The sequence below is a fragment of the Mesorhizobium sp. C089B genome (assembly GCF_030323125.1).
GTDB lineage: Bacteria > Pseudomonadota > Alphaproteobacteria > Rhizobiales > Rhizobiaceae > Mesorhizobium.
The window spans coordinates 4,996,911-5,010,281 of sequence record NZ_CP100469.1 but is presented as its reverse complement, the minus strand read 5'-3'; the positions used below and the strand labels follow the sequence as shown (position 1 = coordinate 5,010,281).

Here is a 13,371-nt window from a genome sequence, read left to right as displayed (position 1 = left end):
GCTCAGGCTTCGAGCCAGCACTTCGCCAGCGCGTAGCCGTTCATCAGCTCCTGATGCGGATCGTCTACCCAGCCGCCGACCTTAGCGCCTGTCGCATCGATGAACTGATTGAACATCGGCAGGATCAGGCCGCCCTCGTCGCGCACCAGCACGGCCATGTCGTGGTACATCTGCTTGCGCTTGGTCTCGTCGAGTTCGGCGCGTGCGGCCAGCACCAGCTTGTCGAAGTCCGGACGCTTGAAACGGGTGTCGTTCCAGTCGGCGGTCGACAGATAGGCGGTCGAGTACATCTGGTCCTGGGTCGAGCGGCCGCCCCAATAGGAGGCGCAGAAGGGCTGCTTGTTCCAGACCTCGTTCCAGTAGCCGTCGCCGGGCTCGCGCTTGAGCTCGATCTTGATGCCGGCCTTGGCCGCGCTCTGCTGGAAGAGCTGCGAGGCGTCGACCGCGCCCGGGAAGGCGACGTCGGAGGTGCGCAGCAGCACGGTGCCGTCATGGCCCGACTTCTTGTAGTGGAACTTGGCCTTGTCGGGATCATATTTGCGCTGCTCGATCTCGGAAAACAGCGGATAGGACGAATTGATCGGGAAGTCGTTGCCGAGCGAGCCGTAGCCGCGCAGCACCTTGTTCAGCATCTCTTCGCGGTCGATCGCGAGCTTCAGCGCCATGCGCAGGTCGCTGTTGTCGAAGGGCGCGGTGTTGCAATGCATGATGAAGACGTAGTGGCCGGGGCCGGCATGGTTGCGGATGGTGACGCCCGGTACGCGCTTGATGAGGTCGACGATCTTCGGCTCGACGCGGTTGATCATGTTGACCTGGCCGCCCTGCAGGGCCGCCGTGCGCGCGGTCGCGTCGTTGATGACGATGATCTCGATCTGGTCGGCATGGCCCATCTTGTCGGCCTGCCAGTAATTGGCGAAGCGCTCGCCGCCATGGCGCACGCCGGGCTCGTTGGTGGTGACCTTGTAGGGTCCTGCCGAGATGCCGGCATCCGCCTTGTCCTTGCCGCCGTTGGGCTGGACGATGAGGTGGTAGTCGCTGAGGAGATAGGGAAGGTCGGCGTTGGCCTCCTTCAGCGTCAGGACGACTTCCTTGCCACTGGCCTTGATGCTGTCGATGCCTTTCATGTAGCCCAGCGCGCCGGACTTCGATTTTTCATCGGAATGGCGCTCGAGGGTTGCCGCCACATCCTCAGCGGTCACCGTCTTGCCGTTGTGGAATTCGACGCCGTCGCGGATTTTCAGCGTCCACACCTTGGCGTCGTCCGACGAGCCGATCTCTTCGGCGATGCGGTTCTCGAGTTTGCCTTCCGGGGACAGCTCGACGATCAGCTCGCCCCACATCTTGCCAAAAGCGAACGGCACTTGCGTCATGAACAAAGCCGGGTCCAGGCTGTTCGTGGATTCGCCGCCGACGAGGCCGGCCTTCAGCGTGCCGCCCTTGACCGGGCCTTCCGCGCGAGCCGCACTGGAAAGCAGCATATTGGCGAAGGGCGCTGTGACGCCGAGTGCTGCGGCGCGGCCGAGGAAATCACGACGGCTCAGCTTGCCGGACGCAACGCGCCGGCTCAGATATTCGAGTTCGTTGGACATTTGAGTTCCTCACTCTGTTGGTTCGACCTTATGGTCGTTTTTTGCTTGTTGTTACCAAAGGGATATTGACCGGAAGGCAAAGCCGTAAGCAAGACGGAATGCGACATGCCGTGGCGTAAATCGTGCGTCGCAACTGGACCAGTCGGGTCGACGCTCAGAGCAGGTCGCGCGGGATCGTCTCTTCGAAATCGCGTTCGAAAACCAGCGTTTCGCCCTCATAGGCTTCGATTCTGGCGCTGACGATGAAGTTTTGCGCATCGCAGCGCATTTCAGCCGACGTCTCGGTGCGCACCGACCATCCGTTTCGCGACAAGGTCTGCGTCCAGTGCGTGCGACCCGAGGCAGACAGCGGCTCGTCGGGGTGGATCGTCCAGCTCTCGCGGGCAATGCTGCCATTGGCCAGTCCATGCGCGAGATCGCGCACTTCTCCGAAATCATCCGTGATCGACAGCGTGACGATGCCGGTCTTCTCATCGCGATCGACGTGACGCTCGGAATTCGCTGCACGAACTGTCGCGGTTGCCCAGGGTGTTGCGCCTTCGGGAGACTGGAACGAGGTCTCGTCGGCTTTTGCGAGCGGGCGCAGCGGCAGCCTCAGCGTCGCCGCTGAAAGGTCGAGCCGCACCGGCTCCGGCGACGGCCAGATCATCGGCCAGTAAGCATTGGAAACCGCGATGCGCAGGCGGTGTCCGGCCGGCACGCGGTAGGCGCACTGGTCGAGAATAACGCGCGCCGAAACCGTTTCGCCCGGCACCAGCGCTTGCGGCTGTTCGTGCGAAGAACGATGCGTCAGGTTGAGCACGCCGTAGGAGATCAGTTCCGAGGCGCCGTCGGGGTGCACGTCGCACAGTCGAACCGCGATGTTCGCCTGCGGGCGATCGGACGACACCCGGATGAGAAGCTCCGGCGCGCCGACGATGTCGAGTGTCTCGGCAAGCACAGGCTGATCGAAGCAGACGGACAGCGCATCGTCCGGGCGCTGGTCGCCCGGCAGTTCCGGGCCAAAGGTGAAGGGAAAATATTCGCCGCCGGCGAGCCCGCAGCTTTGCGGGGTCGCCACGATCGCCGGCCTGACGCCGTCAGCAATGAGTTCGATCGCCCCGACCTTGATGTTGGGAGACGGCCATTCCTGTTCGGCCACCCAACGGCCCGGCCGCTCCGGGTGCCAGCGCGCCGGCCGCACACTGTCCATGACATAGGCGCGGTAGTCCGGGTCGGCCTCGACGCCGGTGTCGACGCCCTTCAACCAGCTGTCCCACCAGCGCAACGCCTCCTGCAGGAAGCCGATGGCGGGTTTGGGTTCGGCATAATGCGGGTATTTGTGGATCCATGGCCCGACAATGCCCTTCACCGGCGCCTGGATGTTGGTGACCAGATGCGAAATCGTGTTGCGGTAGCCGTCATGCCAGCCGCCGATCGACAGCACGGCGGCTTTGACCGCGGAGAAATCCTCGCAGATCGAACCGCGTTTCCAATAGGCGTCGCGATGCTGATGGCTGAGCCAGAGCGGCAGAAGGAAAGACTGGTTCTCCAGCCGCGTCAGCCAGAGGTCGCGCCAGCGGTTGTCGCCCGCAATCAGCGGATCCGGCGGTCGCGACGAATAGGACAACATGGTCGAGGCCCAGCCGAAATTTTCCGTCAAAAGGCAGCCGCCCTTGTAGTGGATGTCGTCGGCGTAGCGGTCGACGGTCGAGCACAGGCTGATCACCGCCTTCAGCGCCGGCGGCTGCTTGGCCGCCACCTGCAGGCAGTTGAAGCCGCCCCAGGAAATGCCCATCATGCCGACACTGCCATTGCACCAGGGCTGTGCTGCCGCCCAGGCAATCACATCGCAGGCGTCCTGCAATTCCTGCTCGGAATATTCGTCGTCCATCAGCCCTTCGGAATCGCCATTGCCGCGCATGTCGACGCGGATCGAGGCGTAGCCGTGGCCGGCAAAATAGGGATGCGTCAGTTGATCGCGAAAGATGGTGCCGTCGCGCTTGCGGTAGGGCAGGTGCTCGAGGATCGCCGGCACCGGATCGCTGCTGGCGTCCTCCGGCATCCACACCCGCGCCGACAGCCGGCAACCATCCGGCATGACGATGCCCATATCGGGGAATTCGATGACCTTGCGGGGAAATTCGGTGATGGTTTTCATGCGATGCTCCAGGATGTCAGTGACGCATGAAGCGGGCATGTCATGACGTCAAACGGGCGACGGCCGGTGTCGCCGCGACGACGCCACGATATGTAGCCCGATTGTTTTGCCCTGATGTTGCAGGATTATAATTAATGTATTACATTTATTACCTGAACCCAACGTGATGAGGATGGTTTCGCCTGAACATCGTTTGGGATGAGCCAAAGCGCGTGACGAACCTGGACAGCCGGGGTCTCGATTTTGCCGAACTCGATATTGAGTTTTTTGCGACTTCAACCGTCCTTCCAGCCAAGGCCGACCGGTTCAAGGCGATTGGCGAGAGATCATCCTGGCCGTGATTTTCAAGCCGCTTGGTTCGGAGGCGATTCGGTGATCTCGATGCGCCGTGCCAGCCGAAAGGAAAGGTCAGTATATGAACAATCCTAAATCGCGTGTTCGACCGCTTACCGATGCGGAGGAAGTGGAAATTCAAAGACAAATTGTTGATGATCCCGACGATGCGGAGACGACAGACGAACAGTTGGCGCAAGCCAGGCCTTTCGCGGAAGTGTTTCCAGAACTTTTCGAGAGCATAAGGCGTGCTCGTGGCCGGCCAGCCGTGGAGAAGCCTAAGCAAGTCGTGTCCATCCGTCTGGATCAGGATGTCATCAGTAAATTCAAGGCGACCGGCAAGGGCTGGCAGGCCAGGATCAACGAGGTGCTGAAAAACGCGAAGGTAGGCTAGGCAATCCGCGTCAGTTCAGCGGAATGTCGTTTTCGGACTTGCGCGCCTGATAAGCGCCGGACAGTTCGTCGTAGCGGGTGGAAATATTGCCGATCCTTGCCTCAAGCCGGCCGCGCTCGGCCTCGGGCAGCGCCCGCACCAGCCTGCGAATGGAAAAACTCTTCCAATAAGCGTTCTCGGCATTGTAGCCGCCGGGATCGAGAGTGAAGACCTCTTTCAGGATTTTCAGATCGTGCGGGATCGCAAAGCTGTCGCGTGAATCCTCGTGGCTGAAGAGGTAGTAGAAATTGTCGAAGCCGGTCCAGGTGATCGCCGACAGGCAGAGCGAGCAGGGCTCATGCGTGGCGATGAAGATGGCGTCCTTGGTGTCGACGCGCTCGGCTTTCGGCATTTCATAGAAACGCTTCAGGCAGTGCACCTCGCCATGCCAGAGCGGATTTTCCATCTCGTTGTTGGTTTCGGCCAGCACCAGCGAGCGGTCGCCCTTCCGCAGGATGGCGGCGCCGAACAGCTTGTTCCCATGGGCCACGCCCTCTGCCGTTTTCGGCACGATGTCGTGCTCGATGACATCGAGCAGGCGGTCGATCAGCGATATGTCGGTCATTTCTCAGGTCTCGTTGGGGAGATGGATTTCGTAGGGGTGCGAGAAATGGAACTCTTGGAGGTTGGAGCCGTCACCGCCGCGGTCGACGATGACGAAATCCTGCGCTTCACCGAGTGGTGTCAGCACGCCGTGCCAGAGATTGCGCGGATAGTTGACGCCTTGCCCCGGTGCGGTGATGAAGGCATGCGGCTCGCGCGGACCGTCCTTGCCGTCATGGCAGACGACGACCAGGAAAGGCCGCGGTGACAGCGGGATGAACGCCTGGCTGCCTAAGGGATGGCGCTCGACCATGGTCAGCTTCAGCGGCAGGTCGTAAGGCGTGCCGCGCGCCATCGAGATCAGCACGCGGGCATTCGGTCCCGCGGCTTCAGCGGTGGCGAGATTGTGGTAGCGCTCGGTCTTGCCGCCATTGATCGGGTAGTGATTGCCGCCGCCCATGTCGATGACATCGCCGAAGCCGGCAAAGCTTTCGCGGGTCAGCGGCCGCGCTGTGATGCGGGTCACCGCGCGCGACCGCCAATGCCCGCCCCGCCGAGCTTGGCGTGCCGGTTGACGTCCTTGTAAAGGAGATAGCGGAATTTGCCTGGGCCGCCCGCGTAGCAGGCCTGCGGGCAGAAGGCGCGCAGCCACATGAAGTCGCCGGCCTCGACCTCGACCCAGTCCTGGTTGAGGCGGTAGACCGCCTTGCCTTCCAAGACATAGAGCCCGTGCTCCATGACATGCGTCTCGGCAAACGGGATGACGGCGCCAGGCTCGAGCGTAACGATGGTGACATGCATGTCGTGGCGCATGTCGGCTGGATCGACGAAACGGGTCGTCGCCCAGCGACCCTCGGTGCCGGGCATCGGCGTCGGCGCCATTTGCTGGTCACTGCTGAACAGGACTTCCGGCGCGTCGATGCCGTCGACGGCCTCATAGGCCTTCCTGATCCAGTGGAAGCGTACGGCGTCGCGACCTTCGTTGCGCACCGTCCAGCCGCTGTCCGGCGGCAGGAAGGCAAAACCGCCGGCTTGCAGCACGTGCTTCTTGCCAGCCAGCGAAACGGTCAACTCGCCCTCAACCACGAACAGCACGCCCTCGGCGCCGGCGTCCGGCTCGGGCCGGTCGCTGCCGCCGCCGGGCAGGACCTCGATGATGTACTGCGAAAATGTCTCGGCGAAACCCGAAAGCGGCCTGGCGATGATCCAGGCCCTGGTCTCGTCCCAGAACGGCAGTGGGCTGGTGACGATGTCCTGCATCACTCCCTTCGGTATGACGGCATAGGCCTCGGTGAAGACGGCGCGGCCGGTCAAAAGCTCATTTTGGCCGGGATGGCCGCCATGCGGTGCATAATAGGTTTTCTGGTCAGTCTTGATCATATCCATTGGGTCCTGACCCCTCAGTCATTTCATTAGAGCGGGAGCATGTCTTTCAGGCGCAGCAGCGCGATGCGCTCGACCTGTTTGCAGGCGGTATCGAGTTCGACGCCACGGCTGTTGCCGATGCGCGCCTCGAACTCGGCGAGGATTTCCTCCTTGGTCTTGCCCCGCACCGCGATGATGAAGGGAAAGCCGAAGGTGGTGACGTAAGCGGCGTTGAGCTTGGAGAACAGTTCGCGTTCCTTGTCGGTCAGCGCGTCGAGTCCGGCGGAGGCCTGTTCTTTCGTCGATTCCGCAGTAAGTCGCTTGGCCTTGGCCAGTTTGCCGGCAAGGTCGGGATGGGCGTTGAGCACGCCGAGCCGTTCGGTCTCGCTGGCGGCGCGGAAGACACGGCACAGCGCATTATGCAGGCCGCCGGCGCTGTCATGCGCAGGCCCGAGCTCAAGCTCAAAGGCGCGTTCGGCGATCCAGGGCGAATGTTCGAATACGCCGCCGAATGTGTGTACGAAGGTCTCGAACTCCATCTTCGACGGCTTGAGCGCCGCCGGCTGGTAGGGATGGTGCTCCTGCCAGTGCCTGGCGATGTCGATGCGCCGCGCCAGCCAGACCTTGTCGTGCGATTTCACATAATCGACGAAGCGCTTCAGCGCCGCCACCCGGCCCGGCCGCCCGACGAGGCGGCAATGCAGGCCTATATTCATCATGCGTGGCCGCCCGGCCTTGCCTTCGGCACAGAGCGTGTCGAAACTGTCTTTCAAATAGGCAAAGAACTGATCGCCCGAATTGAAGCCTTGCGGCGTGGCGAAGCGCATGTCGTTGGCGTCGAGCGTGTAGGGAATGACGAGCTGCGTGCCGCCGCTGTGCTCGAACCAGTAGGGCAGTTCGTCATCGTAGGTGTCGGAGACATAGTCGAAGCCGCCCTCTTCGGCGACCAGCCGCACCGTATTGACCGAGGTGCGGCCGGTGTACCAGCCGGTCGGGCGCTGTCCCGTCACCTCGTAATGCAGCTTGATCGCCGCTTCGAGGTCACGGCGTTCGTCCTCGGCGCTGTGGTCGCGATAGTCGATCCATTTGAGCCCGTGCGAGGCCATTTCCCAGCCAGCGTCCTGCATCGCCGCCACCTGGTCGGGCGAGCGGGCAAGCGCTGAGGCGACGCCATAGCAGGTCACCGGCACGTCAGCCTCACTGAACAGGCGCAGCAGCCGCCAGAAGCCGGCGCGGGCGCCATATTCGTAGATCGATTCCATGTTCCAATGGCGCTGGCCCACCCAGGGCGCCGCGCCGACGATCTCCGACAGGAAGGCTTCGGAAGCCTTGTCGCCATGCAGCACGCAGTTTTCGCCGCCTTCCTCGTAGTTGACGACGAACTGCACGGCCACATGCGCGCCGCCTGGCCATTTCGGATCCGGTGGGTTGGCTCCGTAGCCGCGCATGTCTCTAGAGTAACGCATTGCCCCTCCTGCCGGACACCGCCGGAAGTTGTGATCAGGATAGTCGAAAGGGGTGCCTGCGCATTCCCCCGAAATTTTTGAAAGTGTTTTTGTGCCGCTCCGCTCGACCGGGACTTATGCATCGCCTTTAATTGGCGCACAATTCACTGCTTTGTTCGGCTGTATCGGAAATGGGAGGCGCCAGTGGCAGAAACGTCGAGAGCCGATGGCGGACGTCTGACGACGCATGTGCTCGACACCGCGACCGGCAAGCCGGCGGCGGGCCTGTCGATCGCGCTTTATCATCTTGAGAGCGACGCGCGGATACATTTGAAGACCATCGTCACAAATGCCGACGGCCGCTGCGATGCGCCGCTGCTGGCAGGAGCGGAATTCCGCCTCGGCGAATACGAACTGGTGTTCGCCGCCGGTGACTATCTACGCGGCCAGGGCACCAAACTGCCGGAACCGGCCTTCCTCGACAGTGTGCCGATCCGCTTCGGCATGGCGGAATCCGTGCATTATCACGTGCCGTTGCTTATCTCTCCTTATGGCTACTCGACCTACAGGGGGAGCTGACGCATGGCCAAGATCACAATACGCAACGAGATCCGCTTCATCCTCAATGGCAGGGATGTCGCGCTGTCGTCGGTGGCGCCCGACGCGACCTTGCTCGACTGGCTGCGGCTCGACCGCTCGATGCGCGGCACCAAGGAAGGCTGCGCCGAGGGCGATTGCGGCGCCTGCACGGTCCTGGTCGGAAAATTGTCCGCCGGCAAGCTGGTTTATGAAAGCGTCAACGCCTGCATCCGTTTCCTCGGTTCGCTCGACGGCACCCATGTCGTCACCGTCGAGCATCTGCGCGGCGCGCCTGGCCAATTGCATCCGGTGCAGCAGGCGATGGTCGATTTCCACGCTTCGCAATGCGGCTTCTGCACGCCGGGCTTCGTCATGTCGCTCTACGGCCTGTGGATGAAGTCGCCGGACCCGTCGAATGCGGCGATCGAGAAGGCCTTGCAAGGCAATCTTTGCCGCTGCACCGGCTATGAGGCAATCATGCGCGCCGCGCGTGCCATCTCCAGCTACGGCAAGGCGGCGAAGGATCCGCTGGCGGCCGAGCGCAAGGCGATCACCGCCAGGCTCGAGGCTATGCATGACGGTGCCCGCGTCGAAATCGGCGCCGGCAAGCAGCGGCTGGTTGTGCCGGCTGACGTCGACGATTTCGCCGCTGTACTGGACAAGGAGCCCGGCGCCACTGTTGTCGCCGGCTCGACCGACGTCGGCCTGTGGATCACCAAGCACATGCGCGACATCTCACCGGTAGTCTTCATCGGCAATCTCGAGGGGCTGTGCGCGATCTCCGAAGACAATGACGTCATCACCATCGGCGCCGGCGTCACCTACACCGACGCCTTCGCGACACTGGCCAAGCGCATCCCCGCGCTCGGGCCATTGTTCGACCGCATCGGCGGCGAACAGGTACGAAACATGGGCACCATCGGCGGCAACATCGCCAATGGCTCGCCGATCGGCGACACGCCGCCGCCCCTGATCGCGCTTGGTGCGCAACTGACGCTGCGCCGCGGCAAGAAGCGGCGCACCATCGCGCTCGAGGATTTCTTCATCGCCTATGGCAAGCAGGACCGGCAGCCAGGCGAATTCGTCGAGGCCGTGCACGTTCCCGTGCCGGCCAAGGGCACGAAGTTTGCCGTCTACAAGATCACCAAGCGCCGCGACGAGGACATCACCGCAGCCCTTGGCGCCTTTTTCCTCGACTTGGCCAAGGACGGAACCGTGGCCGATATATGCATCGCCTATGGCGGCATGGCGGCCACCCCGAAGCGGGCTTTCGGTGTCGAAAAAGCGCTGCTCGGCAAGCCGTGGACGGAGACAACGGTGGAAGCGGCCATGGCTGAATATGCCGGCGATTTCACCCCGCTGACCGATATGCGGGCATCGGCCGAATACCGGGCGCTGGCGGCCAGGAACCTGCTGCTGCGCTTTTTTGCCGAAACCAGCGGCAGCAAGGCGCCGTTCCAGGTGTCACGCAACGAGGCGGCCTGATGAACAAGCACGCCTCTCCAGATCTCAAGGCGCAGAAGATTTCCGGTGGCGTCGCCGCCGACCAGCGCCACGATTCCGCGCACAAGCATGTCAGCGGCAGCGCGGTCTATATCGACGATATGCCGGAACCGGCGGGCATGCTGCATGGCTGCCTCGGCCTGTCCACGGCGACGCATGCGACGATCAGCAAAATGGATCTGTCGGCGGTGCGCGCGGCGCCGGGCGTCGTCGATGTGCTGACGGCCAAGGACGTTCCGGGCGAAAATGACATTTCGCCGACCGGTCGACACGACGAGCCGGTGCTGGCCGACCACAAGGTGCAGTTTTATGGTCAGCCGATCTTCTGCGTTATTGCCAAGACGCGCGAACAGGCGCGCCGCGCCACCCGGCTGGCCAAGGTCGAATACAGTCCATTGCCTTTCGTCACCGACATTGGCGATCTCGACCCCCGCAAGGACAAGCTGGTCACGCCGCCGCTCACGCTGAAGCGTGGCGATGCCGCTGCCGCGATCAAGTCGGCGCCGCGCCGGCTGAAGGGCAAGATGCGCATCGGCGGCCAGGAGCATTTCTATCTCGAAGGCCATATCGCAGTGGCCATTCCTGGCGAGGACCAGGACGTCACCATCTATTCCTCGACCCAGCATCCGAGCGAAGTGCAGCATATGGTCAGCCATGCGCTGGGCGTGCCGAGCAATGCCATCACGGTGGAAATCCGCCGTATGGGCGGTGGCTTCGGCGGGAAGGAGACGCAAGGCAACCAGTTTGCGGCATTGGCGGCGATCGCCGCCAAGAAACACCATCGCGCGATCAAGATCCGGCCCGACCGTGACGACGACATGATTGCCACCGGCAAGCGCCATGACTTCCTCGTCGACTACGAAGTAGGTTTCGACGACGACGGCAACATTCTTGGCGTCGACTTCATGTTCGCGGCGCGTTGCGGCTTTTCATCGGACCTGTCCGGCCCGGTCACCGACCGCGCGCTGTTCCATTGCGACAACACCTATTTCTGGCCGGCGGTGCATGCGCAATCGGCGCCGCTTTACACCAACACCGTGTCGAACACGGCGTTTCGCGGCTTCGGCGGCCCGCAAGGCATGGTCGGCGCCGAACGCGTCATCGACGAGGTTGCCTTTGCCGTCGGCAAGGACCCGCTCGAAATCCGCAAGCAGAATTTTTATGGCACCAGTGGTGATAAAGACGGGGCCGCAACGTCACCCCGTATCACCAGACGGTCGAGGACAACATCATCCACCGCATCGTCGCCGAGCTGGAGGCGAGCGCCGACTATGCGGGGCGCCGCCGCATCATCCAGGCCTTCAACGCCAACAGCCGCTTCATCAAGCGCGGCCTGGCGCTGACGCCGGTCAAATTCGGCATCTCTTTCACGGCCACCCACTACAACCAGGCCGGCGCGCTGGTGCATGTCTACACCGACGGTTCGGTGCATCTGAATCACGGCGGCACCGAGATGGGGCAAGGCCTCTACGTCAAGGTGGCCCAGGTGGTGGCGGAAGAGTTCCAGATCGACCTCGACCAGGTCAAGATCACCGCGACGACCACCGGCAAGGTGCCCAACACTTCGGCCACCGCGGCGTCGTCCGGCACCGACCTCAACGGCATGGCGGCGCAGAACGGCGCCCGCCAGATCAAGGAACGGCTGACCGACTTCGCCGCCGAAAAATACCAGGTGCCGCGCGAGCAGGTGCTTTTCCTGCCCAACCGGGTGCGCATCGGCAACCAGGAGATCGCCTTCACCGACCTTGTCAAGCAGGCCTATATGGCCCGCATCCAACTGTCGGCGGCGGGTTTTTACAAGACGCCGAAAATCCACTGGAACCGTGACAAGGGCGAGGGCCGTCCGTTCTATTATTTCGCCTATGGCGCCTCGTGCTCGGAAGTCTCGGTCGACACGCTGACCGGCGAATATGTCGTCGAGCGCACCGACATATTGCATGAAACCGGCCGCTCGCTGAACCGCGCCATCGATCTCGGCCAGATCGAGGGCGGCTTCATCCAGGGCATGGGCTGGCTGACGACGGAGGAGCTGTGGTGGGACGACAAGGGCCGGCTGCGCACGCATGCGCCGTCGACCTATAAGATCCCGCTCGCGTCCGACCGGCCGAAGATATTCAACGTCACGCTGGCCGACTGGCCGGAGGCCAACGAGCCGACGGTGCACCGTTCCAAGGCGGTCGGCGAACCGCCCTTCCCGCTCGGCATGTCTGTGCTGCATGCGCTGTCGGACGCGGTGGCAAGTGTGGCCGATCATAAGGTCTGTCCGCGTCTCGACGCTCCTGCAACACCAGAACGGGTGCTGATGGCGATCGAACGGCTGAAGGGTGAAGCCAAGAATAGCGCCTGACTCTGACCTGGATTCTGGCAAAACGTGCAATTCAGACTGAAAAACCCTATATTTCCCGTACGGGAATGCGAAATATGAAGTCGAAAGTGCAAAGCCTCAGAGCTTTTCTCGCCAGCGCCGGCCGGCTTGCTCTAGTCGAAGTGGCCGGCACCAAAGGCTCGACTCCGCGCGAGAAGGGCGCCTTCATGCTCGTATCGCAGGCGGCGATTTTTGGCACGATCGGCGGCGGTCAGCTCGAGTACATGGCGATCGACAAGGCGAGGCAGATGGTGGGGTCTTCACCCTCCCCCTTGTGGGGAGGGTCGACCGGCGAAGCCGGCCGGGGTGGGGTGCGGACGATCGTGCCAAGCCACCCCGTTTCGCGGACGCCGCCACGCGGCGTCCGCTCACCGACCCTCCCCACAAGGGGGAGGGTAAAGAAGCCCGCATCGCGGTCGATGAAGTCCGCGCCACGCTTGACGTGCCGCTAGGTCCCGAGATCGGCCAGTGCTGCGGCGGGCGCGTCGAAGTCTTGATCCGTATCGTCGATGCCGCGCTTGCTGCCGAGCTGATCGCGGCCGCAGAAGCCGAGGAAGCCCACCTGCCGCATGTCTATATCTTCGGCGGCGGCCATGTCGGCCAGGCGCTGGCCTCGACCGTTGCACTTCTTCCCGTGCGTGGTGTCGTCATCGAGACGCGGGCCGAAGCGCTGGAAGGCATGCCGGAAACCGTCGAGACGCTGCTGACGCCGATGCCCGAGGCCGAGGTGCGAAACGCCCCCGCCGGCACCGCCTTCGCCATCCTCACCCACGACCATGCGCTGGATTTCCTCATCGTCGCCGAGGCGCTGAAGCGCGACGACGCGGCCTATGTCGGCATGATCGGCTCGAAAACCAAGAGAGCGACGTTCAGGAACTGGTTCCTGAAATCGGCGGATGGCACGGAGGCTGAGTTGGCCCGCCTCGTCTCCCCGATCGGCGGCGACGCCGTCAGGGACAAGCGCCCGCCGGTGATCGCGGCGCTCGCGGCAGCCGAGATCATGACGGCACTGGTCGTTCACAACACCGCGCCGAATGCCGACCATGAAGTCCAGCACAAGATGATGGCCGGCTAAG

The 13,371-nt window shown here is 62.9% G+C and carries 9 protein-coding genes and 3 pseudogenes; 6 read left to right on the top strand and 6 right to left on the bottom strand.

What is annotated here, in order from left to right:
• Positions 1–2: 2 nt before the first annotated feature.
• On the bottom strand, positions 3–1,589 hold the full coding sequence (locus tag NLY44_RS24780) for an ABC transporter substrate-binding protein (protein WP_023671387.1): 1,587 nt from the start codon (positions 1,587–1,589) through the stop codon (positions 3–5).
• Between the two features lie 154 nt (positions 1,590–1,743).
• On the bottom strand, positions 1,744–3,729 hold the full coding sequence (locus NLY44_RS24775) for a CocE/NonD family hydrolase (protein ID WP_023806212.1): 1,986 nt from the start codon (positions 3,727–3,729) through the stop codon (positions 1,744–1,746).
• 182 nt (positions 3,730–3,911) lie between these two features.
• On the opposite strand from NLY44_RS24775, the pseudogene NLY44_RS24770 reads away from it, so the two are divergent.
• Positions 3,912–4,158: pseudogene (locus NLY44_RS24770) on the top strand (BrnT family toxin).
• Positions 4,145–4,456: a BrnA antitoxin family protein gene (locus NLY44_RS24765; RefSeq protein WP_023671384.1), complete on the top strand. Its 312-nt coding sequence runs from the start codon at positions 4,145–4,147 to the stop codon at positions 4,454–4,456. Before NLY44_RS24770 ends, NLY44_RS24765 begins: the two are co-directional and overlap by 14 nt.
• Before the next feature lie 10 nt (positions 4,457–4,466).
• On the opposite strand, the gene NLY44_RS24760 is transcribed toward NLY44_RS24765, so the two are convergent.
• From NLY44_RS24760 to puuE, 4 genes are read right to left on the bottom strand one after another with little or no spacing between them, the layout of a single operon-like run.
• Positions 4,467–5,060, bottom strand: coding sequence for a nucleoside deaminase (locus tag NLY44_RS24760; protein ID WP_023671383.1), 594 nt, complete (start codon positions 5,058–5,060; stop codon positions 4,467–4,469).
• Positions 5,061–5,063: 3 nt separating this feature from the next.
• Positions 5,064–5,564, bottom strand: coding sequence for an ureidoglycolate lyase (locus NLY44_RS24755; protein ID WP_023755801.1), 501 nt, complete (start codon positions 5,562–5,564; stop codon positions 5,064–5,066).
• Entirely contained in the window at positions 5,561–6,418 is an 858-nt protein-coding gene (locus NLY44_RS24750; protein ID WP_460221660.1) for a bifunctional allantoicase/(S)-ureidoglycine aminohydrolase, read from the bottom strand. Before NLY44_RS24750 ends, NLY44_RS24755 begins: the two co-directional genes overlap by 4 nt.
• Positions 6,419–6,450: 32 nt before the next feature.
• Positions 6,451–7,869, bottom strand: a complete 1,419-nt coding sequence (gene puuE, locus NLY44_RS24745; protein WP_023732615.1) for an allantoinase PuuE — start codon at positions 7,867–7,869, stop codon at positions 6,451–6,453.
• Positions 7,870–8,052: 183 nt separating this feature from the next.
• Here puuE and uraH point away from each other — a divergent pair, with 183 nt between their 5' ends.
• From uraH to xdhC, 4 genes and pseudogenes are all read left to right on the top strand, one after another.
• Positions 8,053–8,427 carry a hydroxyisourate hydrolase gene (gene uraH / locus NLY44_RS24740; protein WP_023683492.1) on the top strand — a complete coding sequence of 125 codons (375 nt, stop codon included), beginning with the start codon at positions 8,053–8,055 and terminating at the stop codon, positions 8,425–8,427.
• A gap of 3 nt (positions 8,428–8,430) precedes the next feature.
• A complete protein-coding gene (gene xdhA / locus NLY44_RS24735) occupies positions 8,431–9,912 on the top strand; it encodes a xanthine dehydrogenase small subunit (protein ID WP_023732616.1) in 1,482 nt (493 codons plus the stop codon).
• Positions 9,912–12,277: pseudogene (gene xdhB / locus NLY44_RS24730) on the top strand (xanthine dehydrogenase molybdopterin binding subunit). Before xdhA ends, xdhB begins: the two are co-directional and overlap by 1 nt.
• A 74-nt stretch (positions 12,278–12,351) precedes the next feature.
• A pseudogene (gene xdhC, locus NLY44_RS24725) lies at positions 12,352–13,370 on the top strand (xanthine dehydrogenase accessory protein XdhC).
• The last annotated feature ends 1 nt before the right edge of the window (position 13,371 follow it).